Here is a 20,498-nt window from a genome sequence, read left to right as displayed (position 1 = left end):
GTCGTCGCAGGGTGGACGCCCGCCTTCCCACGGTCGCGTCTCCCGGTCGTCGCAGGGTGGACGCCCGCCTTCCCACGGTCGCGTCTCCCGGTCGTCGCAGGGTGGACGCCCGCCTCCCCACGGTCGCGTCTCCCGGTCGTCGCAGGGTGGACGCCCACCGCCCTCCCCCCCCGGCCACCCCCGGCGCACGGTCACCGAGAAGCGACGTACACCCCCGCCGCGGCGGCGGCACAGGCAGCCCGCGCAGCCCGCTCCGCGGCCGGAGCGTCCGGCACCACCCCCGCGGTCAGCCACTCGTAGTACAGCGGCGCCGACACCGCCCGCACCACTGCCTCCGCGTCGGTCCCGACGGGCAGTTCCCCTCGTGCGACCGCCTGATCCACGCACGGCGCCCACTCGGCGACCCGCACCTCGTAGAACCGCCGCAACGCCTCCGCCGTGCGCGGGTCACAGGCCGCCGCCGCGATCACCGCCCGGAACAGCGCCCCCTGGCGGACATCGGCCAACGTCCGCTGCACGAGCCCCGCGTTGGCCAGCAGATCCGTCAGCACCGCCCCGGTCTCCTCACGGGGCGACGACGTCTCCGCCATCTCGGCGAGGAGATCGGTGACCAGCCCCGTCACGGACCCCCACCGCCGGTACACGGTCGTCTTGCCGACCTCCGCCCGCCGCGCGACGTCCGCGAGATCGAGCCGGTCGAACCCCTCCTCGACCAGCGCGTCCCCGGCCGCCCGGAGCACGGCGGCACGCACACGCGCGGTACGCCCTCCGGGACGCACGGTGCCGGGCTCTACGGACATAACGGCCTCCTTGGTGCACGTACGGGGGGCATCGCGCCCAGGACGTCAGCGTAACGAAACAGCAGAACCGTTTGCCCCTTACCGAGCGTGACATCCGCGTGTCCGCGCACGTCACGGGCCTGATACCGTCCCCGCCAACGGCCGCCTCTTCACCGGGTCCGCCATCACCGTTCCGTCCAATTCCGTTTTGTCGCTGAGAGGTTGGAGCATGCCGGACGACGTCGTCGCAGCCCGGGCCGCCGCCGAAGAGGAGTCGGCCTTCTCGCATCCGGTGGTCGAGCCCGACTCCACCGCCGCCTACGGCGACCATCCCGACCAGCTGATCGACTTCTACGCTCCGCGCGGCACGACCGCCCCCGCGCCGCTGGTGGTGGTCCTGCACGGAGGGGCGTGGCGGGCGCCGTACGACCGCCGGCACATCACGCCCTTCGTGGTCTTCCTGGCGCGGCGGGGCTTCGCCGTGGCCAACGTGGAGTACCGACGGGGCGAGGAGGCGCCCGAAGGGGTGCCCGCGGGGCCGGTCGGCGGGGCGCCGGTCGCCGGTCGCTGGCCCGACACCTTCGACGACGTCGCCGCCGCGCTGGACGCACTGCCCGCCCTCGTCCGGGAGACACTGCCGCAGGCGGACCTGCGCCGCACGGTGCTCACCGGGCACTCGGCGGGCGGCCACCTCGCTCTGTGGGCCGCGGCCCGGCACGTCCTGCCGGCCGGCGCCCCCTGGCGCCTCGACGGGCCGCCCCCGCTGCGCGGCGTGGTCGCCCTCGCGCCGATCGCCGACTTCGAGGTCGCCGAGAAGCTGGACGTGTGCGGCGGGGCGGCACACCAACTGGTCGGCGGACCGGCCCACTTCGGTGAACGGCGGCCGTACGCCGACCCCACGCTGCTGCTGCCGACCGGCATCGCGACGACCCTGGTCCAGGGCCGCACCGACCTGATCGTCCCGGAGGCCGTCGCCGAGTCGTACGCGGACGCGGCGGCGAAGGCGGGCGAGGTGGTGGGTCTGACGCTGCTGGAGGACGTGGGTCACTTCCCGCTGATCGACCCGGTGGCCGACGCGTGCGCGGTGGTGGCGGAGGAGATCGCCCAGTTGGCGTGGTGAGTCGTGCGCGGGGAGGGAGGACCGGGCCACTGTGGTGGGGCTCCCCGTCGCACCCCTGGTGACGGGGAGCGGCCGCCGACGACGGAGCCCCGGCGGGACGCGAGCGACGGCCGCGGACCCGTGGCCCGTGAGGGACGCCCGAGGGCCGGGCGGGCCCGGGGTGGCTCCTGTGCGGCGGGGCGGAGTGGTGGGCGACGGCGGTCCAGGTGGCCTGTGCGGCGGGGCGGAGTCGTGGGCGACGGCGGTGCTGGTGGCCTGGGCGGGCCGTCGGGCGTCGATGGACGGCGGACCCGGCGCCGCGGTCACCCACCTCGATTCGCCCACCTCGCGGCCGTCACCTACGAGTCGTCGGGGCTGGTGAGACCCGCCGGATACCGACCTCCCGGTGGGACCGGCGTACGGGCACCGACCCGTAGTACTTGAGACGGACCCGGCGGAACCCGTCTCACTGGTGACGACCGCCGCCCCCTCTCCGCCTACGGTTCTGATGTGACCGAGACGACCCAGACGCACACCACGCCGCCGGACGATCCGTACGCGACCTACCGGCCGCGCAGCCCGGAGATCCGGGCGGCCATGGGCGCCCTGCGGGGGCTGCGGGAGGACCTTTTCGAGGATGCCTTCGCCTACCGCCCCCTGCCCCGCCGTGAGCCCAACGGCCGCATCACCCGCCGGCTGACCGGCCGCAAGCGGGTGTACGCCACCTGGTCCCGGCACGCGCTGGTCGGGGCGGCCGGCGCGCTGGCCCTGCTGGTCTCCCTGGCCGACGGCGGTGGCGGCGTCACGGGCCTGGTGTGCGGGCTGCTGGCGCTGGCCCCCGTGCTGCTGACGCTCATCCGCCCGGCGGGCGCGTTCTGGCTGTCGCTGGTGTCGACGACACTCGTCGCCGCCATCGGCACGGCGTGGAGCGACTGGCCGTGGCTGCCGGGCAGCTTCGTCTCCCACCTCGTGGTGCTGGCCGTCGTGGCGATACGCACCCGGCCGCGCACGGCGGCCTGGATGTGGCTCTTGACCCTCGCCTACGGCTTCGTCGCCGAGACGGCCTTCAGCTGGGGCCACTACAGCACCAACGTCGCGCCGATGCTGGTTCTCTCCGCGCTCATCCTGCTCGCCGTCACCGTCTGGCACATCCGCCGGCAGGCCGAGGAGGAGGTGACCGCCCAGCAGACGGTGACCGCGCACGAGCGTTCCCGGCGCACGCTGCTGGAGGAGCGCACCACGATCGCCCGCGAGCTGCACGACGTGGTCGCCCACCACATGTCGGTCGTCGCCATCCAGGCGGAGGCCGCCCCGTACCGGGTGGAGAACCCGCCGCCGGAGTTGGAGAAGGCGTTCGCCACGATCCGGGAGAACGCGGTCGCGGCCCTGACCGAGCTGCGCCGGGTCCTGGGCGTGGTCCGCGCCGAGGACTACGAGGCCCCGGACACCCCGCAGCCCACGCTCGCCGAGCTGGACGGGCTCCTGGCCAACGTGCGGGAGGCCGGCCTCCCGGTCGAGAAGGTGGTGACCGGCGCGGTGCGGGAACTGCCGCAGGGTGTGGAGCTGTCGGCGTACCGGATCGTGCAGGAGGCCCTGAGCAACACCCTGCGGCACGCGCCCGGCGCGAGCGCCAGCGTGGAGATCGGCTACGTGCTCGGCGGGCTGGGTCTGCGCATCGTCAACGGCCCGCCGCCCAAGCCCTCCCTGGTGAAGCCCTCACCGGGGGCGGGGCACGGCATCACGGGCATGCGGGAGCGGGTGTCCATGCTGAACGGCGAGATGACGGCGGAGCCGACACGGGACGGTGGTTACGAGGTGGCGGTCTTCCTTCCGGTACCGATGGCCGCGGTGGGGGACGGTGCGGCATGACGATCCGAGTGCTGATCGCCGACGATCAGATGATGGTCCGCGAGGGCTTCTCCGTCCTGCTGAACGCGATGCCGGACATCGAGGTCGTCGGGGAGGCGGTCAACGGACGCGAGGCGGTGGACCGCGTCCGTGAACTGGCCCCCGACGTCGTGCTGATGGACATCCGGATGCCCGAGCTGAACGGCATCGAGGCGACGCGGGAGATCGTGGCCGCGGACGGCACGGCGAAGGTGTTGGTCCTCACCACGTTCGACCTCGACGAGTACGTCTACCAGGCGTTGCGCGCCGGAGCCTCCGGCTTCCTGCTGAAGGACGCCTCCGCCCGCCAGCTCGCCGACGGCGTCCGGATCGTGGCCGCCGGGGAGGCCCTCCTCGCCCCGTCCGTCACCCGGCGCCTGATCACCGAGTTCTCCAAGCTGACCGACGGCCCCCGGCTGCCCCGCGGCGCCCAGGCGTCCTACGGCGACCTGACCGAGCGCGAGACGGAGGTGCTGGTCCTCATCGCGCAGGGCCTGTCCAACGCGGAGATAGCAGGGCGGCTGGTGGTGGCCGAGTCCACGATCAAGACGCACGTCAGCAGGATCCTGGTGAAGCTGGGCCTGCGGGACCGCACCCAGGCGGCGGTGTTCGCGTACGAGGCGCGGTTGGTGAGACCGGGATGAGGCACCCCTGGTCAGCGGCGGGGGTGACGGGCTAGCGTCCGGTCATGGCAGCAGTCGACGACCTTCGCTTCGATCCCTGGGACCCGGCGTTCGTGGCCGACCCCTACCCGGCGTACGCCGAGCTGCGGGAGCGGGGCCGGGTCATCCGGTACGAGCCCACCGACCAGTGGCTGGTGCCGCACCACGCGGACGTCTCGACGCTGCTGCGGGACCGGCGGCTGGGACGTACCTACCAGCACCGCTTCACCCACGAGGACTTCGGACGGACGGCGCCCCCGGCGGAGCACGAGCCGTTCCACACGCTGAACGACCACGGGATGCTCGATCTGGAGCCGCCGGACCACACCCGGATCCGGCGTCTGGTGTCGAAGGCGTTCACCCCGCGCACGGTCGAGCGGCTCAAGCCGTATGTGGAGCGGCTGGCCGGTGAGCTGGTGGACGGGCTGGTGGCGGCCGGCGGCGGCGATCTGCTGACGGACGTCGCGGAACCGCTGCCGGTGGCGGTGATCGCCGAGATGCTGGGCATCCCGGCGTCGGAGCGGGCCCCGCTCAGGCCCTGGTCGGCGGACATCTGCGGGATGTACGAGCTGAGCCCCTCGCAGGAGACGGCCCGCAGGGCGGTACGCGCGTCGGTGGAGTTCTCCGAGTATCTGCGGGAGCTGATCGCGGCCCGCCGCAAGGAGCCCGGCGACGACCTGATCTCCGGACTGATCGCGGCGCACGACGAGGGCGACCGGCTCACCGAGCAGGAGATGATCTCGACGGCCGTGCTCCTGCTGAACGCGGGCCACGAGGCGACGGTGAACGCCACGGTCAACGGCTGGTGGGCGCTGTTCCGCAACCCCGGCCAGCTGGCGGCCCTGCGCGCCGACCACTCCCTGGTCCCCTCCGCCGTGGAGGAGCTGATGCGCTACGACACCCCGCTCCAGCTCTTCGAGCGCTGGGTTCTCGACGAGATCGAGATCGACGGCACGGTGATCCCGCGGGGTGCGGAGATCGCGATGCTGTTCGGCTCCGCCAACCATGACCCCGCGGTCTTCGCCGCCCCGGACCGCCTGGACCTGACCCGCGGGGAGAACCCGCACATCTCCTTCAGCGCGGGCATCCACTACTGCATCGGCGCCCCCCTCGCCCGCATCGAGCTGGCCGCCTCGATGGGAGCCCTCCTGGCGAAGGCCCCCACGCTGCGCCTGGCGGCGGAGCCCGAACGCACGCCCAACTTCGTGATCAGAGGCCTGAAGGGGCTCACGGTGGAGATCGGCTGAATCCGAGCGCGAGCGCGGAGTCCCAGCTGAGCCCAGGGCCCTGAGCCCTGAGCCCTGGGCCCTGAGCCCTGAGCCCAGGGCGAGCCCCCGCCCCCGCCCCCCTGCGTCCCCGTCCCGCCTCCGACACCGCCCGCCTCCGACACCGCCCCTCGCTCACCGCCCCGGCAGCACCAGTCCCAGCGCGCCCTCGCGCACCACCCACGTCCGCCGCCGTACCGGCCCCGCCACCGCCGCGTCGGCCCGGTAGCGGAAGTCAGCTCCGGACACCGTCACCGTGCGGCCACGAGCCTCCAGCGGGGACGCCTCCGCGCCCACCGAGACCGGCCGGACCGCCACGAACGCCGTGCCGGAGGCGTCCGGCGTCACCGACACCGCCTCCACGGGCTGGTCCAGGTCGACCAGCGTCACCCCGTCGACCTCGACCCGCAGCCGCGTGGGGCCGGGCACCGACGGGGCCGGGGCCGGCCGGGACGGGACCAGGGTGCGGACGAGGGACCGGCAGGTCCGCAGCCACGGCCGTACGCCGCCCGCGTCCCGCCGGTCGTCCTGGCCGGACAGCGGCGGGATCCGCAGTGTGCCCAGGACGACCCCGTCGCTGTCGTCGACGAGCAGGTCCAGGCGCCGCTCGGCGCCGTCCAGGACGGCCCGCGCCGCCGCGACCGCCCCCAGGGGGACCCCCAGGGCCTGCGCGACGCTCAGGGCGCTGCCCACGGGCACCATCGACAGCACGCAGTCGGTCAGCTCCCGCTGCCGGTGCAGCAGGGCCACCGCCCGCATCAGCGCACGGTCGTCACCGATCACGACCGGCCGCCGCGAGCCGCGGCGCGCGAGGACGCGAGCGAATTCCTCCGCGTCCTCGGGGAGGCACACTTTCGCGGCCGCACCCGCGCTGAGCACGTCTTTCGCGATCCGTACGGACTCGCCGTCCGTCCTCCGGGCGACCGGATCGATGATCACCAGCAGCTGGTCCGGCGTCGCGAAAGTCGCCACCTCGGTCCTGCCTCGCTTCCTCGGGTAGCATCTTTGTGCAAGAGCCCCTTGCGCTATTGCGCCAGGGGCTTCGTCTATTCCGGGGCATCCGGGTCCGACGGTGTGCGACCGACGACGGTCGCGTGGCGGCCGATGACGGTCGCGGTACCGCGACCGACGACGGTCGTGGTGCACGCGGTGGTGAGAGCCTCCGCGTACGCCCCTGACCCTGGACATGCCCCACCCGGAAGGGGTGTACGCGCGTGCCCGCACTTGTGCTGCTCGGTGCTCAGTGGGGTGACGAGGGCAAGGGAAAAGCCACCGACCTGCTCGGCGGCTCGGTGGATTATGTGGTGCGTTACCAGGGCGGCAACAACGCCGGCCACACGGTCGTCGTGGGCGACCAGAAGTACGCACTGCATCTCCTCCCTTCCGGAATCCTGTCGCCCGGATGTACGCCCGTCATCGGAAACGGAGTCGTCGTCGATCCGTCGGTCCTGCTCTCCGAGCTGAGCGGTCTGAACGAGCGAGGCGTCGACACGTCGAAGCTGCTCATCAGCGGCAACGCGCACATCATCACGCCCTACAACGTGACTGTCGACAAGGTGACGGAACGCTTCCTCGGAAAGCGGAAGATCGGCACCACGGGCCGGGGTATCGGCCCGACCTACGCCGACAAGATCAACCGGGTCGGCATCCGCGTACAGGACCTGTACGACGAGTCGATCCTGGAGCAGAAGGTCGAGGCGGCGCTCGACGTCAAGAACCAGCTCCTGACCAAGCTCTACAACCGCCGTGCCATCGCGGTCGAGCAGGTCGTCGAGGAGCTGCTGGGCTACGCGGAGAAGCTCCGCCCGTACGTCGCCGACACGGTCCTGGTGCTCAACCAGGCCCTTGAGGACGACAAGGTGGTCCTCTTCGAGGGCGGCCAGGGCACGCTCCTGGACATCGACCACGGCACGTACCCCTTCGTCACCTCGTCGAACCCGACCGCGGGCGGCGCCTGCACCGGCGCCGGCGTGGGCCCGACGAAGATCAGCCGGGTCATCGGCATCCTCAAGGCGTACACGACCCGGGTCGGCGCCGGTCCGTTCCCGACGGAGCTGTTCGACGAGGACGGCGCTGCTCTGCGCCGCATCGGCGGCGAGCGGGGCGTCACCACCGGCCGTGACCGCCGCTGCGGCTGGTTCGACGCGGTCATCGCCCGCTACGCGACCCGCGTGAACGGCCTGACCGACTTCTTCCTCACCAAGCTCGACGTCCTGACCGGCTGGGAGCAGATCCCGGTCTGCGTGGCGTACGAGATCGACGGCAAGCGCGTCGAGGAACTCCCGTACTCGCAGTCCGACTTCCACCACGCGAAGCCGATCTACGAGACCCTTCCGGGCTGGTCCGAGGACATCACGAAGGCCAAGACCTTCGCGGACCTGCCGAAGAACGCCCAGGACTACGTCAAGGCGCTGGAGGAGATGTCCGGCGCCCCGATCTCCGCGATCGGCGTGGGTCCGGGCCGGGACGAGACGATCGAGATCAACTCGTTCATCTGAGGCATCCGAGGGGCCGACAGGGCCAGTCGACGGCCGCCTTCCGCTCACGCGGGGCGGCCGTCGGTCTCACCGGGAGATGTGACGCGAACAGGCATACGCTGAGAACAGAACCTCGCGCGTCGACCAGAAGAAGGTGAGCGCGATGCGCGTACTGCTCAAGGCCCGGATGGACACGGAGAAGGCCAACGAGGCGATCCGCAGTGGCACCCTGCCGAAACTGATCCAGGAGTTCGTGGAACAGCTCAAGCCCGAGGCGGCCTACTTCACGTCCGACCAGGGGAAGCGCACGGCCTTCCTGGTCTTCGACATGCAGGACAGCTCCCAGATGCCGGCGATCAGCGAGCCGTTCTTCCTCAACCTCGGCGCGGAGATCACCTACACGCCGATCATGAACCTCGACGACGTGCAGAGGGGCCTGTCCCAGCTCGGCCGCTGACGGCTCAGCTGAACACGATCATCGAACCCTGCGCCAGACTTCGCGTGGCCGCCGCGTGCAGCCCGAGCCACACGTGCCGTTCGCGGGCGAACGGGCTCGGGTCGTAAGGGGGCGCGACCGCCGGTTCCTCCAGGTCGGTCGGGGCGGCCGGAGGTTGCGGCGCGGCCGGCGGGTTGGCCGGGTCGATTCCGATCGACGGGGCGACGTATTCCAGTTCGCGCAGCAGGGACTGGGCGGAACCCAGCGGGCCACCCCCGGCGAGGAGTTCGTCGTTGGACAGGGGGTGCGGGAAGTCCACCGGGACGTAGGCGCCCGCGTGGTCGTAGTGCCAGACCAGGTGGGACTGCTGGGCCGTCGACTCGAACATCTCCAGGAGCTGCTCGTAGTCGCCCCCCAGGTCGTCGACCGGGGTCACCGGCAGTCCGCACACCTGGAGCAGGTAGGCGCGACGCAGGAAGTGCAGGGCGTCGTAGTCGAAGCCGGCCACGGGGGCGACGTCTCCGGACAGGCCCGGCATGTACTGGTACACCGGCACGGGCGGCAGGCCCGACTCGGCGAGCACCTTGTTGTACTGCGCGAGTTCCTCGGCGAAGGGATTGTCGGGGGTGTGGCACAACACGTCGACGAGCGGCACCAGCCACAGGTCACAGGCCAAAGAGAGCTCCTCACTCAGGGTGTCGCGCGGTCATTGCTTGCCCGAACTGGGAAGGGTAGTCGGTGCGTCCTGCGTCAGCTCCCTTCGTGCAGGTCCCATACCCACACTCCGGCCACCCACGTACCGGGGCGGCCCACCAGCTCGTCCAGCGTGGTCCGCAACGGCCCGTCGTGCGGCTGCGGGGCGAGCACGAGCGCGCCCGCCCGCCAGTGGGCGAGGTCCCGGCGGGCCTCCTCCCGCGCACGGTCGCCGATCACCGGGGCGACGCCCGACTCGCGCACGTCCTTCAGCAGGCTCGCCGTCCAGTTCAGCGGGACGCCGTAGACGCCGCTGCGGTCGCCGTCGCCGTAGGGCCGGTTGAAGTAGCCGCCCGGCATCCGGAAGCCGAGGCCGGCCGTGGTCTGCCAGTGCAGGGCCTCCGCCGCGGCGGGATCGGGCAGCGGCACCGGCACGAGGGACTCGCCGGGGCGCACGTACGCCGTCCAGGCGCCGCCGGTGAAGAAGGCGGGCACCTCGGCGCGCGGCTCGGACCTCAGCGGGGCCGGGACGAGGGGGAGCAGGGCCAGGCAGACGGCGACGAGTCCGGCGTACCGCGTGCGCGGGGAGCGGGCGCTCGCCAGCCGGCCGAGGGCGAGGGCGAGCAGCATGCCGAGGACGGGCGCGCAGATCATCGCGACGCGGCTGACGATGACCGATTCCAGTAGCGGGAGGCCGGCCAGGGGTGCCCAGGGGCCGGGGACCTCGGCGTCGGTCAGTGGGACGTGGACGCGCGGGCCCAGGGAGAGGACGGCCGCGGCCGCCGCGGTGAACGCCAGCGCCCTGACGACGGGCCGGCGCCACAGGCCGACGGTGATCGCCAGGGCGAGGAGGAGCAGGGGCCAGCCGTAGAAGGCGTTCTGTTCGGTCGGGTTGAGGGAGAGGGCGTTCGCGCGGTCGGCGTCGCCCGCGAGGAGGGACCGCTCGGCGAAGGTCAGCAGGGCGTGGACGGTGTTGGCGGCACCGGGGCCGTGGTCGAGGTGGGTGTAGCTCTGCGGGCCGGAGAACTGCCAGGCCAGCGGGTAGACGACCAGGGTCAGGCAGACGGCCGCGGCGATCGCCAGGCCGCGCAGCAGGGGGCGCGCGGCCGTGCGCGCCTCGCCGGGCCGTACGGCGGCGTGGGCGGCGGCGAACAGGAGCATGCCCAGCGCGGCCAGCAGCAGGGCCTCCTCGCCGAGGAAGACCTGGTAGGCCGCCATCAGGCCGAGGATCACCGCGTCGCGGACGACCCGGGTGCCCGCGCTCAGCCGCAGGGTCCGGTCGATGATCGCCGGAATCATGAACAGGACGACGAAGTTGGGGTGGGCGTTGGCGTGGCTGACCATCGGCGGAGCGAAGGCGGCCAGCGCGGCCCCGGCGAAGGCCGCACCGCGCTGCGGCACGAGCCGACGCCGGATCAGCCGGTACCAGGCCGCCGCGGTGGCCGCGAGGCCCAGCGTGGTCGCCAGGCTGAGGGCGACCGCCGGACCCCACAGGAGCGTGACCGGGGTGAGCGGGACCGACAGGCCGAGCATGGCGGTGTTCGCCATCAGGTTCACGCCGTCGGGGACCCCCTGGAGGTCGCTGAACAGCGGGTTCCGCAGGTGGGCGATGTTGTCGGCGGTCACCGCGAAGAACCACTCCCACTGGTTCTGGTCCTGGAGGGAGTCGGTGAGGTAGCGGTGGGCCGGGTCGAAGAAGCGGCCGGCGTGGAGCGCGACGGCCAGTGCGAGGAAGAGGGCGGCGGCAGCGGTGTCGGCGGCTCTCGGGGCGGGCAGGCGCAGGCGGATCAGGTCGCGCGGGAAGCGGAGGTAGTCCAGCGGGCGGATCTTGGAGCCGGGCCGGTGCGACCAGTGCACCGGGACCTCGGCGACCGGCCAGTGCGCCCGCTGGAAGTGGCGCAGCACCTCCACGTCGATGGCCCAGCCGTCCAGCCGGGACGCGGCGAACGCGGCGCGGACCTTGTCGCCGTCGAACAGCTTGAATCCGCACTGGGTGTCGCGTATCCCGCGCACGGTCGTCGTGCGGATCAGCAGGTTGCCGGCGCTGCCGAGCAGCTCGCGCACCGGGTGCCGGCGGACGCCCAGCGTCGATCCCGGCACGGCACGGGAGCCCACCGCCGCCGCGGCGCCCTCCGAGAGCGCCTTGTCGAGCCGTTCCAGTTCGTCGGCGGGTACGGCGAGATCGGCGTCGGTGATCAGCACGCGCCGCCCCCGGCTGGCACCCACGCCGAGCCGCAGGGCGTGCCCCTTGCCACGGTTGCGGGGGCTGGTGATCAGCCGCAGCCGGCCGTCGCGGCGCAGGGCGACGATCTCGCGGGTGGCGTCGGTGGAGCCGTCGTCGGCGACCACGATCTCCCAGCTGCCCCACCGGTCCTCGGCTGCGGCGAGCTGCCGGACGAGTGCGTCGAGGGTGGGACCGAGCCGACGTTCCTCGTTGTAGGCGGGCACGACGACGGAGAGGTCGGGGACCGCCTGAGAGCCAGTCATGGCGCGGGAGGCGGGAGTTTCGCCGGACTCCGTGCTCCGACGGGGCTCCGTGCTTCGGCGGGACCGGGTGGTTCGGCGGGACTCGGGGACGCCGTGGGACTCCTCGGCGGTGTCCGTCCCGCTCATCCGGCCGCCAGCCGCTCGATCAGCGCGAGCGAGTGGGTGTTGTACGAGGCGAGGATCGCACGGGCCGTGGCGGTGTCGCGGTGATACAGGGCGTCGACCAGTTCGGTGTGGCCGGACCACAGATGGCCGCGCAGTTCGGACAGCCGGCGCAGGTGCTGCACGAGGCACACCCAGGTCTGCACGCGCAGCCGGTTCAGGAAGTCGCCGAGATACGGGTTTCCGAACAGGGCGCTCAACTCGCGCCAGAACCGCAGGTCGTATCCGATGAGCACGGTGAGGTCACCGGCGGCGGCGGCCCGCTGGGCCTCCTCGCCGCGCCGGCGCACCCCCGCGACGGCCGCCGCGATCCGCGGGTCGTCCAGGTCCTGGAAGCGCTGTCTGCCCGCGTCCAGGGCCAGGAACATGCCCTCGATGACCAGGCTGCGCGCCTCGACCATGTCCCGGAAGTCGGCCACGGAGTACTCGGGCACCCGGAAGCCCCGGTGGTGGTCGGCCTCCAGCAGCCCCTGCGCCGACAGGTCGACCAGCGCCTCACGGACAGGGGTCGCGGAGACGCCGTACTGCTCGGCTATCTCCTTCACCGTGAACTCCTGGCCCGGCTGGAGCCGTCCGGCCAGCACCTCGTCGCGAAGCGCGTCGGCGATCTGCCGCCGCAGAGTGCTGCGGGTCACGGCGCCGTTGCCGCTGCTGGCGGGCATGGTCGGGGCGTCTCCCTCGTCCTCGTCGCATACGCCGGTCGACGGCGTGGGCGCCATCGGCCGATGGCGTGCTCGTCGGTAGGTACGAGCACGTCACCTTACGCGTTCGACGAATTCAAGGGCTTGTCCGCACAACCGCGGTCATCCGGCGGGCTCGTCCGCCTTCCGGTACCGCCCGGCCGTCCGGTGCGCGCCGGTCATCCGGTGTACTCGTCGGCCACCGAGAGCGCCGTGTCCAGCGCCGCGAGGCCCTCCTTCAGCTCCGCCTCGCCGGCGTTGCACGGCGGCACGAAGTGGGTGCGGTTCATGTTGATGAAGGGCCACACCCCGGCCTTCTTGGCGGCGGCGCCGAACGCTGCCATCGGCGCGTTCGCCTCACCACTGGCGTTGTACGGCACCAGCGGCTCGCGCGTCTCGCGGTCCTTCACCAGCTCCAGCGCCCAGAACATGCCGACACCGCGCACCTCGCCGACGCTCGGGTGCCGCCCGGCCAGCTCCCGCAGCCCCGGCCCGACGACGGAGGCGCCGAGGTTCTTCGCGTTGTCGACGATGCCTTCCTCCGCCATCACGTTGATCGTGGCGACGGCGGCGGCGCAGGCGAGCGGGTGCCCGGAGTAGGTGAGACCGCCGGGGTACGGCCGCTTGCCGAAGGTCTCGGCGATCGCCCCGGAGATCGCGACCCCGCCCAGCGGCACGTATCCGCTGTTCACGCCCTTGGCGAAGGTCATCAGGTCGGGCACGACGCCGGACAGGTCGGCCGCGAACCACTCACCGGTGCGGCCGAACCCGGCCATCACCTCGTCCAGGACGAAGACGATCGCGTACCGGTCGCACAGTTCGCGGACGCCGGCCAGATAGCCGGGCGGCGGCACCATGATCCCGGCCGTGCCGGGGATGGTCTCCAGGACGATCGCGGCGATCGTCGCGGGCCCCTCGAAGAGGATCGTCGTCTCCAGGTGCTCCAGCGCCCGCGCGCACTCCTGCTCCTCCGTCTCCGCGTAGAAGCGGGAACGGTACAGATACGGCGCCCAGAAGTGCACCACCCCGGCGGTGGCCGAGTCGGAGGCCCAGCGGCGCGGGTCGCCGGTGATGTTCACGGCCTGCTGCGTGCCGCCGTGGTACGAGCGGTACGCCGACAGCACCTTGGCGCGCCCGGTGTGCAGCCGTGCCATGCGCACCGCGTGCTCCACGGCGTCGGCGCCGCCGTTGGTGAAGAAGATCTTGTCGAGGTCGCCGGGGGTGCGCTCGGCGATCAGCCGGGCCGCCTCGGAGCGGGCCTCGACGGCGAAGGCGGGCGCGAAGGTGGTCAGGTGTGCGGCCTGCTCCTGGATCGCGGCGACGACCTTGGGGTGCTGGTAGCCGATGTTGGTGTAGACGAGCCCGCTGGTGAGGTCGAGGTAGCGCTTGCCGTCGTAGTCCCAGAAGTACGACCCCTCGGCGCCGGCCACGGCGAGCGGGTCGATGAGTTCCTGCGCGGACCAGGAGTGGAAGACGTGGGCGCGGTCCGTGGCCTTCACGGCGGCGCCGGTCCGGGGGTCGGTCTGAGGGGTCATGCGGGTGAGCGTAAATGTCCGCGATGCGGAAGGGTATCGGCGTCCTGTTCCCTGCGTGGGCGGATTACGCGACAGGTTGTCGGGCGTGGAGGGGGCGGACCCGGGCAGGATGACGGCCGCCATTGACAGCATGCTGGCAATTTGCCAGGATGCTGTCATAAGGTTCCGTCGGCCGAGGAGAAGCCATGAGCACCAGCGAGACCCCCCGCAGGCCCGTGTACCTCGCCGTCTACGACACCCTGGCCGACTGGGAGACCGGCCACACGACCGCCCACCTCGCCCGCGCCGGGTACGAGATCCGCACGGTGGGCGCCTCCACCCGCCCGGTGACCAGCCTCGGCGGACTCCGCGTCCAGCCCGACCTCGCGCTGGCGGACGTACGCCCCGGGGAGGGCGCGCTGCTGATCCTGCCGGGCGCCGACCTGTGGGACACCTCCGACGACCTCGCGCCCTTCGCCCGCACGGCGGGCGAGTTCCTGGCCGCGGGCACCCCCGTCGCCGCGATCTGCGGCGCCACCGCCGGACTCGCCCGCGCCGGGCTGCTCGACGACCGCGCCCACACCAGCGCCGTCTCCTCCTACCTCGCCGCCACCGGATACGCGGGCGGCGGCCACTACGTCGACGCCGACGCCGTCACCGACGCACACCTCGTCACCGCCGGACCCACCGAGCCCGTCGCCTTCGCCCGCGAGATCCTCCGTCTGCTCGGCGTGTACGACGGCGAGGTGCTCGACGCCTGGTACCGGCTGTTCCACGACTCCGACCCGGAGGCCTACGCCGTCCTCCAGAAGGCCGGCGCGCAGTGAGCCGGGAGCGGCAGGACCTGCTCAGCCGGGGAGCGCTCGGCGTCTTCAAGCTCAACGGCCAGTTCCTCGGCGTCGCGGAGGCACTGGCCCGCCCCTGCGGACTCACGGCCGCCTGGTGGCAGGTGCTGGGCGCGGTCCTCACCGAACCCCTCCCGGTGTCCGGCATCGCCCGCGCCATGGGCATCACCCGGCAGAGCGTGCAGCGCGTGGCCGACCTGCTGGTCGGCAAGGGGCTCGCGGAGTACCGGCCCAACCCGGCGCACCGGCGCGCGAAACTGCTGGCGCCCACCGCGCAGGGGCGCGCCGCGATCGCCCGTGTCGACCCCGGCCACGCGGCCTTCGCCGACCGGCTGGCCGAGGCGTACGGGGAGGCGGAGCTGGCCGAGGCCGTCCGCGCGCTGGAACGGCTGTCCCAGGTCCTGGAGAAGCTGGAACCGTTCGATGCCGAGCCCCCCGTTATGGAACCGTAGACAGCACACCGCTCGACTCCCTGAATGGCCGGTTTATTCTCGGCTCGATCACCTGTGGGGGAAAGGCGGAGCTGCCATGGAGAAGCTGGGACCGGGGGATCCGCAGCGGATCGGCGGCTACCGGCTGCTCGGGCGGCTGGGGGCAGGCGGAATGGGGCAGGTCTTCCTCGCCCGCTCGGACCGCGGACGGACCGTCGCCGTGAAGCTGGTCCGCCCCGACCTGGCCGAGCGGGAGGAGTTCCGGGCGCGGTTCCGCCAGGAGGTGCGCAACGCCCAGCGGGTCGGCGGGTTCTGGACCGCGCCCGTCCTCGACGCCGACACCGAGGCCGCCGTGCCCTGGGTCGCCACCGGTTATGTCGCCGGGCCCAGCCTCCAGCAGGTGGTGGGCCACGACCACGGCCCGCTGCCGGAACGCTCCGTGCGCATCCTCGCCGCCGGTCTCGCGCACGCCCTCACCAACATCCACGCGGCCGGGATCGTGCACCGCGACCTCAAGCCCTCCAACGTGATGGTCACCATCGAGGGCCCCCGCGTCATCGACTTCGGCGTCGCGCGGGCGCTGGAGACCGTGACCGGCGACGGCGCCATGACGTACCTCGGCGACGGCGGCCTCACGCAGACCGGCGCGGTGATCGGCTCGCCCGGCTTCATGGCCCCCGAGCAGGTGCGGGGCGACCGGATCACGCCCGCGTGCGACGTCTTCTGCCTGGGGTCCGTCCTCGCCTACGCCGCCACCGGCGTCCTCCCCTTCGGCTCCGCCGACCAACGGGGCGTGCACGCGCTGCTGTTCCGCATAGCCGAGGAGGAACCCGACCTCACGCGGGTGCCCGAAGGCATCGCCGACCTGGTGCGCGCCTGCCTGCGCAAGGACCCGCAGACCCGGCCGACGCTGGAGTGGATCCTGGAGCACACCGGCGCCGGGGACACCGTCGCCGACGGCCGCTCGCGCGACCCGTGGCTGCCCGGCGCCCTGGTCGCCCAGCTCGGCCGGCACGCGGTACGGCTCCTGGAGACGGAGAACCCCGAAGGCACCTCCACGGAGGCCGCTCCGCAGCACTCCGCCCCACCGGACCACGCCCCCACCCTGGCCGCGGCCCACCCGGCGTACGGCCACCCGCAGCAGTACCAGGCCCCGCCCCAGCGGCCGGTGCCGGTGCGGGCACCGATGCCGGTCCCCGTCCCGCACAACCCGTACGCGGCCGATCCGGGGACGTACGGTGCCCCCTACGGGGACGAGCCCCAGGACCCGCCCCGCCGAGGCGGGCGCTCCACGGTGCTGCTCGTGGCGGTGGCCGTGGTGGTCGCGCTGGCCGCCGGCGGCACGGTGTACGCGGTCATGAACGGCGACGACGGCACCTCCGGGGCGAACCCGGCCCCGACGACGTCGGCACCCGCGACCCCGACGCCCACCGGTGACGATTCCCCCTCCACCTCCCCGTCCCCCTCCTCGTCACCGGAGGAGGACGGGATACCCGAGGACTACCTGGGCACCTGGACCACCACGATCAACGACACCGACACCCGCCGCCTGACCCTCACCCAGGGGGAGGTCGGCGACACGGTCCTGCGGCTGGTGGCCGACGGCGACGCCTACCACTGCGAGTTCACAGCCACGCTGGCCCAGTCCCCGGCCCCCGAGGCCCCCTTGGCCCTGGGCCCCTCCAAGGTCACCACGGGCGATCCCCTGTCCTCCTGCTCCCCCGGAGCGGCAACGGAGGTGACCCTCCTCCCGGACGGCCGACTGGAGCGCCTCAACCCGACGACCGGCGAAAAGCTGACGTACACCCGAGGCTGACGTCCAGGGGGCTCCGCCCCCCTCGGGGTCCGGCCCCTGCCCGCCCCCGTCGGGGGTCCGGCCCGCGCCCGCCCCCCCACGCCCGGCATTCCCACGCCGCCTGGCGGAAGCCCGTCCGTGCGGCCTCGAGGACGAGGACGAGGACGAGGACGGGGACGAGCCGTCAGGCCGGAAGCTGGAGTCCGGGCGCGCGGCCCCCGGGGCCGGGCCCGGGAAGGGGCGACGGGGGCGGGAGAACCGCGGGCCCGGCCACCCCAGGGGAGACCTCACCGGGGCTCGGGCGGCCGCTGCCGGGGCATGTTCGGCCGCCCCGCTGCCCCCGGCGCCCCGGGCGGCAGCACGAACCGCCCCGATCCCGCGCCCCCGTCCCCCCGCCCGCCACCTCCGGAGGACATGACCCCCTGCAACCCCAGGGGCGCCGCCCCGGTCCGAAACGACACCATCCAGTCCACCGTCTCCACCCGCACCAACTCCGTCACGTCCTCCGAGAAGCGCCGCAACACCCCCAGACACCGCTCCGCGGCCTCACTGGCGGTGCCCTCCGCCGGCCCCAGCACCTCCCGCACACTCTCCGACGCCCAGTCGAACTGCAGCACCTGCAACCGCCGCTGTACCGCCTGCGCCGTGGCCACGTCCCTCATCCACCCGGCCGTCACCCCGAAGAACCGGTCGACGGCCAGGCACGCCACCGCCGCCAGCAGCGCCGGATACCCCCAGGGCGCCAGCCCGGCCGTCGCCCCGGTGAGATCCAGCAGCGGCAGTGCCGCCCCCGCCACGGCGCCCGCCGCGGCCCCGCCCCGCAGCACCCGCGCCCCCCGCCGCTTCCACACCCGGTCGGCGAGGTACCAGGCGGCCGTGTCCAGCGCCCCCCGCTCGACCCACCGGTACAGCTCGTCGAGCCGTTCGGCCGGCTCGCCCCAGTCCCCGAGCGGGAAGGCCCGCCCGGTCAGATCGCCCGGCCGCAGCCCGGCCGCGCCCTCACCCCGCCCGTCCTGGGGCGGACGCTCGGGCTGCATCTCCGGCTGCTGACCCACCCGGCACTCCCTACTGATCCCGACCGATCACATTGCGTAACGCCTGATGCCACCCGAGGCCGCCGTGGCTCCCGACGCTGACACGCCGGACCCTTTCCTACCTCCCAATGGGTGGCGAAGAGGAAGGTTTCCCCTCTTTTCCGCCCGGAAGTGGGCCTTGATCAGGTATAGGCCACACCCGAGAGTCACTCGAAAGAGTGCTGGGGCGACACCCGCACAGACCACGTAGGCTCGTGGCGAGCGGGAAAACACCCGCACCGACCAAGGTCCGGAAGAGGAGCTGATCGTGATTCCCGGTGGTGGCCAGCCCAACATGCAGCAGCTGCTCCAGCAGGCCCAGAAGATGCAGCAGGATCTGGCCCGCGCCCAGGAGGAGCTGGCGAACACGGAGGTCGACGGCCAGGCCGGCGGCGGCCTGGTGCGGGCCACCGTGACGGGCGCCGGCGAACTGCGTGCCCTCAAGATCGACCCGAAGGCGGTGGACCCCGAGGACACCGAGACCCTTGCCGACCTCGTCGTGGCGGCCGTACAGGCGGCGAACGAGAACGCGCAGAACCTCCAGCAGCAGAAGCTCGGCCCGCTCGCCCAGGGCCTCGGCGGCGGCGGCATCCCCGGTCTGCCGTTCTGACCTCGCGGGCCCGGCCGTCGCGATGTCCGTCGCCCACGCGTCGCCCCGACCGCCTTCCTAGGACGGGTGGCGGCCAACTACCGTACGTACCGCAAGGAACCCCAGGAAGGACGGCAGTCCGTTGTACGAAGGCGTGGTCCAGGACCTCATCGACGAACTGGGGCGGCTCCCCGGCGTCGGTCCCAAGAGCGCGCAGCGGATCGCCTTCCACATCCTCCAGGCGGAACCGACGGACGTACGGCGTCTCGCGCAGTGCCTGATGGAGGTCAAGGCGAAGGTCCGCTTCTGCGCCACCTGCGGCAATGTGGCGCAGGAGGAGCTGTGCAACATCTGCCGCGACCCGCGCCGCGACCTCTCCGTCATCTGCGTGGTCGAGGAGCCGAAGGACGTGGTGGCGATCGAGCGCACGCGTGAGTTCCGGGGCAAGTACCACGTCCTGGGCGGGGCGATCAGCCCGATCGAGGGGGTCGGCCCCGACGACCTGCGGATAAGGGAACTCCTGGCGCGCCTCGCCGACGGCACGGTCACCGAGCTGATCCTCGCCACGGACCCGAATCTCGAAGGCGAGGCGACGGCCACGTACCTCGCCCGCATGATCAAGCCCATGGGCCTGAAGGTCACCCGCCTGGCCAGCGGCCTCCCGGTGGGTGGCGACCTGGAATACGCGGACGAGGTCACACTCGGCCGCGCCTTCGAGGGGAGACGACTCCTAGATGTCTGACGCCACGCTGCACGCGACCGAGCAGAACCCGGACGACTTCGTCGTACAGATCGCCGATCAGATCGAGAGTTTCCTGGTCGCCGTCTCCGAGGTCGCCAAGGGCGACGAGCCCGACTCGGCCGTCCCCTTCCTCCTGCTGGAGGTCTCCCAGCTCCTGCTGGCGGGCGGCCGCCTCGGCGCCCACGAGGACATCGTCCCCGACGAGCGCTACGAGCCCGACCCCGGATTCGAGCCGGACGCGGACGAACTGCGCGAGAACCTCGCCCGCCTCCTGGAGCCGATCGACGTCTACTCCGAGGTCTTCGACCCCTACGAGCCCCGCAAGGCGCCCGTCCCCGCCCGTATCTCCGACGACCTCGCCGACGTCATCGCCGACCTCCGCCACGGCATGGTCCACTACCGGGCCGGCCGCACCTCGGAGGCCCTGTGGTGGTGGCAGTTCTCGTACTTCTCCAACTGGGGTGCCACGGCCTCGGCGACCCTGCGCGCCCTCCACTCGGTCCTGGCCCACGTCCGCCTGAACCAGCCTCTTCAGGAACTGGACGGCCTGGACACCGACCAGGGCGACGGCGACGACACCCTGGAGTTCGAGGCGGGCCGCGTGATGGCCGAGGAGATCGGCGGCCGGCTGGGACCGGGCCAGCTCAGGTAGACCGTCTTCCACCGGGGAGTGCCCGCCCGGGCCCACGGGAGTGCTTGAGACTCCATCCACAGCTTTCACTTCGGCGACAGTGGGCAGGGAGTGTCCTGGACGACCTGCCCGGACGGTCCCCGAGAGTCTCACCATGCGGCTCCTCGGGGGCGGTTCCCGGGCGCTCGTTAGACTGAGCCGACCCGCAGTACAAGGGCGTATGTGCGGAAGCAGACGAACTGAGCGAGGAG

At 72.7% G+C, this 20,498-nt stretch carries 19 protein-coding genes; 12 read left to right on the top strand and 7 right to left on the bottom strand.

Annotated elements, in window-relative coordinates; genetic code table 11:
* Window positions 1-191 precede the first annotated feature (191 nt).
* Window positions 192-800, bottom strand: coding sequence for a TetR/AcrR family transcriptional regulator (locus ACZ5Y0_RS14825; RefSeq protein ID WP_469129049.1), 609 nt, complete (start codon window positions 798-800; stop codon window positions 192-194).
* 208 nt (window positions 801-1,008) lie between these two features.
* Here ACZ5Y0_RS14825 and ACZ5Y0_RS14820 point away from each other — a divergent pair, with 208 nt between their 5' ends.
* The 4 genes from ACZ5Y0_RS14820 to ACZ5Y0_RS14805 all read left to right on the top strand — a co-directional run bounded on the left by ACZ5Y0_RS14820 (window position 1,009) and on the right by ACZ5Y0_RS14805 (window position 5,674).
* Window positions 1,009-1,899: an alpha/beta hydrolase gene (locus tag ACZ5Y0_RS14820; protein ID WP_469129048.1), complete on the top strand. Its 891-nt coding sequence runs from the start codon at window positions 1,009-1,011 to the stop codon at window positions 1,897-1,899.
* Between the two features lie 489 nt (window positions 1,900-2,388).
* Entirely contained in the window at window positions 2,389-3,747 is a 1,359-nt protein-coding gene (locus ACZ5Y0_RS14815) for a sensor histidine kinase (RefSeq protein WP_469129047.1), read from the top strand.
* The gene (locus ACZ5Y0_RS14810) at window positions 3,744-4,409 is read left to right on the top strand and encodes a response regulator (protein ID WP_469129046.1); all 666 of its coding nucleotides are present in this window, start codon (window positions 3,744-3,746) and stop codon (window positions 4,407-4,409) included. Before ACZ5Y0_RS14815 ends, ACZ5Y0_RS14810 begins: the two co-directional genes overlap by 4 nt.
* 44 nt (window positions 4,410-4,453) lie before the next feature.
* Window positions 4,454-5,674: a cytochrome P450 gene (locus ACZ5Y0_RS14805; protein WP_469129045.1), complete on the top strand. Its 1,221-nt coding sequence runs from the start codon at window positions 4,454-4,456 to the stop codon at window positions 5,672-5,674.
* A 153-nt stretch (window positions 5,675-5,827) separates the two neighbouring features.
* Here the strand turns inward: ACZ5Y0_RS14805 and ACZ5Y0_RS14800 are convergent, their stop codons facing one another.
* Window positions 5,828-6,664, bottom strand: a complete 837-nt coding sequence (locus ACZ5Y0_RS14800) for a diacylglycerol kinase family protein (protein ID WP_469129044.1) — start codon at window positions 6,662-6,664, stop codon at window positions 5,828-5,830.
* A gap of 242 nt (window positions 6,665-6,906) precedes the next feature.
* Between ACZ5Y0_RS14800 and ACZ5Y0_RS14795 the strand changes: the two genes are divergently transcribed.
* Together ACZ5Y0_RS14795 and ACZ5Y0_RS14790 are read left to right on the top strand one after the other, a co-directional pair.
* On the top strand, window positions 6,907-8,190 hold the full coding sequence (locus ACZ5Y0_RS14795) for an adenylosuccinate synthase (protein ID WP_467509935.1): 1,284 nt from the start codon (window positions 6,907-6,909) through the stop codon (window positions 8,188-8,190).
* Window positions 8,191-8,332: 142 nt separating this feature from the next.
* On the top strand, window positions 8,333-8,626 hold the full coding sequence (locus ACZ5Y0_RS14790; protein ID WP_469129043.1) for a hypothetical protein: 294 nt from the start codon (window positions 8,333-8,335) through the stop codon (window positions 8,624-8,626).
* A 4-nt stretch (window positions 8,627-8,630) separates the two neighbouring features.
* On the opposite strand, the gene ACZ5Y0_RS14785 is transcribed toward ACZ5Y0_RS14790, so the two are convergent.
* From ACZ5Y0_RS14785 to ACZ5Y0_RS14770, 4 genes are all read right to left on the bottom strand, one after another.
* Window positions 8,631-9,281, bottom strand: a complete 651-nt coding sequence (locus ACZ5Y0_RS14785) for a hypothetical protein (protein WP_469129042.1) — start codon at window positions 9,279-9,281, stop codon at window positions 8,631-8,633.
* 74 nt (window positions 9,282-9,355) lie between these two features.
* Complete coding sequence (locus ACZ5Y0_RS14780; RefSeq protein ID WP_469129041.1) at window positions 9,356-11,785, bottom strand: glycosyltransferase; 2,430 nt, start codon at window positions 11,783-11,785, stop codon at window positions 9,356-9,358.
* Between the two features lie 122 nt (window positions 11,786-11,907).
* Window positions 11,908-12,609 carry a GntR family transcriptional regulator gene (locus ACZ5Y0_RS14775; RefSeq protein ID WP_469129040.1) on the bottom strand — a complete coding sequence of 234 codons (702 nt, stop codon included), beginning with the start codon at window positions 12,607-12,609 and terminating at the stop codon, window positions 11,908-11,910.
* Window positions 12,610-12,806: 197 nt separating this feature from the next.
* Window positions 12,807-14,162 (bottom strand): aminotransferase class III-fold pyridoxal phosphate-dependent enzyme, encoded by a 1,356-nt coding sequence (locus ACZ5Y0_RS14770; RefSeq protein WP_469129039.1) that lies wholly within the window; start codon window positions 14,160-14,162, stop codon window positions 12,807-12,809.
* A gap of 185 nt (window positions 14,163-14,347) precedes the next feature.
* Here ACZ5Y0_RS14770 and ACZ5Y0_RS14765 point away from each other — a divergent pair, with 185 nt between their 5' ends.
* From ACZ5Y0_RS14765 to ACZ5Y0_RS14755, 3 genes are all read left to right on the top strand, one after another.
* Complete coding sequence (locus tag ACZ5Y0_RS14765) at window positions 14,348-14,968, top strand: DJ-1/PfpI family protein (protein ID WP_469129038.1); 621 nt, start codon at window positions 14,348-14,350, stop codon at window positions 14,966-14,968.
* Entirely contained in the window at window positions 14,965-15,438 is a 474-nt protein-coding gene (locus ACZ5Y0_RS14760; RefSeq protein WP_469129037.1) for a MarR family winged helix-turn-helix transcriptional regulator, read from the top strand. Before ACZ5Y0_RS14765 ends, ACZ5Y0_RS14760 begins: the two co-directional genes overlap by 4 nt.
* Window positions 15,439-15,514: 76 nt before the next feature.
* Entirely contained in the window at window positions 15,515-17,233 is a 1,719-nt protein-coding gene (locus ACZ5Y0_RS14755) for a serine/threonine-protein kinase (RefSeq protein ID WP_469129036.1), read from the top strand.
* Between the two features lie 266 nt (window positions 17,234-17,499).
* Here the strand turns inward: ACZ5Y0_RS14755 and ACZ5Y0_RS14750 are convergent, their stop codons facing one another.
* The gene (locus ACZ5Y0_RS14750) at window positions 17,500-18,249 is read right to left on the bottom strand and encodes an SLATT domain-containing protein (RefSeq protein ID WP_469129186.1); all 750 of its coding nucleotides are present in this window, start codon (window positions 18,247-18,249) and stop codon (window positions 17,500-17,502) included.
* Between the two features lie 304 nt (window positions 18,250-18,553).
* On the opposite strand from ACZ5Y0_RS14750, the gene ACZ5Y0_RS14745 reads away from it, so the two are divergent.
* The 3 genes from ACZ5Y0_RS14745 to ACZ5Y0_RS14735 all read left to right on the top strand — a co-directional run bounded on the left by ACZ5Y0_RS14745 (window position 18,554) and on the right by ACZ5Y0_RS14735 (window position 20,268).
* Window positions 18,554-18,895: a YbaB/EbfC family nucleoid-associated protein gene (locus tag ACZ5Y0_RS14745; RefSeq protein WP_392241818.1), complete on the top strand. Its 342-nt coding sequence runs from the start codon at window positions 18,554-18,556 to the stop codon at window positions 18,893-18,895.
* A 121-nt stretch (window positions 18,896-19,016) separates the two neighbouring features.
* The gene (gene recR, locus ACZ5Y0_RS14740; RefSeq protein WP_007383602.1) at window positions 19,017-19,616 is read left to right on the top strand and encodes a recombination mediator RecR; all 600 of its coding nucleotides are present in this window, start codon (window positions 19,017-19,019) and stop codon (window positions 19,614-19,616) included.
* Window positions 19,609-20,268, top strand: coding sequence for a DUF5063 domain-containing protein (locus ACZ5Y0_RS14735; protein ID WP_469129035.1), 660 nt, complete (start codon window positions 19,609-19,611; stop codon window positions 20,266-20,268). The genes recR and ACZ5Y0_RS14735 overlap by 8 nt, the downstream gene beginning before the upstream one ends.
* Window positions 20,269-20,498: the final 230 nt, after the last annotated feature.

Source organism: Streptomyces sp. NPDC033216 (genome assembly GCF_055577115.1).
This window is presented reverse-complemented; position numbering and strand designations above follow the sequence as displayed.

Excerpts from the sequence above, each read along its gene's own strand:
- ACZ5Y0_RS14825 (WP_469129049.1), bottom strand. The coding sequence starts at position 800 with ATGTCCGTAGAGCCCGGCACCGTGCGTCCCGGAGGGCGTACCGCGCGT.
- ACZ5Y0_RS14820 (WP_469129048.1), top strand. The coding sequence starts at position 1,009 with ATGCCGGACGACGTCGTCGCAGCCCGGGCCGCCGCCGAAGAGGAGTCG.
- ACZ5Y0_RS14810 (WP_469129046.1), top strand. The coding sequence starts at position 3,744 with ATGACGATCCGAGTGCTGATCGCCGACGATCAGATGATGGTCCGCGAG.
- ACZ5Y0_RS14805 (WP_469129045.1), top strand. The coding sequence starts at position 4,454 with ATGGCAGCAGTCGACGACCTTCGCTTCGATCCCTGGGACCCGGCGTTC.
- ACZ5Y0_RS14790 (WP_469129043.1), top strand. The coding sequence starts at position 8,333 with ATGCGCGTACTGCTCAAGGCCCGGATGGACACGGAGAAGGCCAACGAG.
- ACZ5Y0_RS14780 (WP_469129041.1), bottom strand. The coding sequence starts at position 11,785 with ATGACTGGCTCTCAGGCGGTCCCCGACCTCTCCGTCGTCGTGCCCGCC.
- ACZ5Y0_RS14775 (WP_469129040.1), bottom strand. The coding sequence starts at position 12,609 with ATGCCCGCCAGCAGCGGCAACGGCGCCGTGACCCGCAGCACTCTGCGG.
- ACZ5Y0_RS14770 (WP_469129039.1), bottom strand. The coding sequence starts at position 14,162 with ATGACCCCTCAGACCGACCCCCGGACCGGCGCCGCCGTGAAGGCCACG.
- ACZ5Y0_RS14765 (WP_469129038.1), top strand. The coding sequence starts at position 14,348 with ATGAGCACCAGCGAGACCCCCCGCAGGCCCGTGTACCTCGCCGTCTAC.
- ACZ5Y0_RS14755 (WP_469129036.1), top strand. The coding sequence starts at position 15,515 with ATGGAGAAGCTGGGACCGGGGGATCCGCAGCGGATCGGCGGCTACCGG.
- ACZ5Y0_RS14750 (WP_469129186.1), bottom strand. The coding sequence starts at position 18,249 with ATGCAGCCCGAGCGTCCGCCCCAGGACGGGCGGGGTGAGGGCGCGGCC.
- ACZ5Y0_RS14735 (WP_469129035.1), top strand. The coding sequence starts at position 19,609 with ATGTCTGACGCCACGCTGCACGCGACCGAGCAGAACCCGGACGACTTC.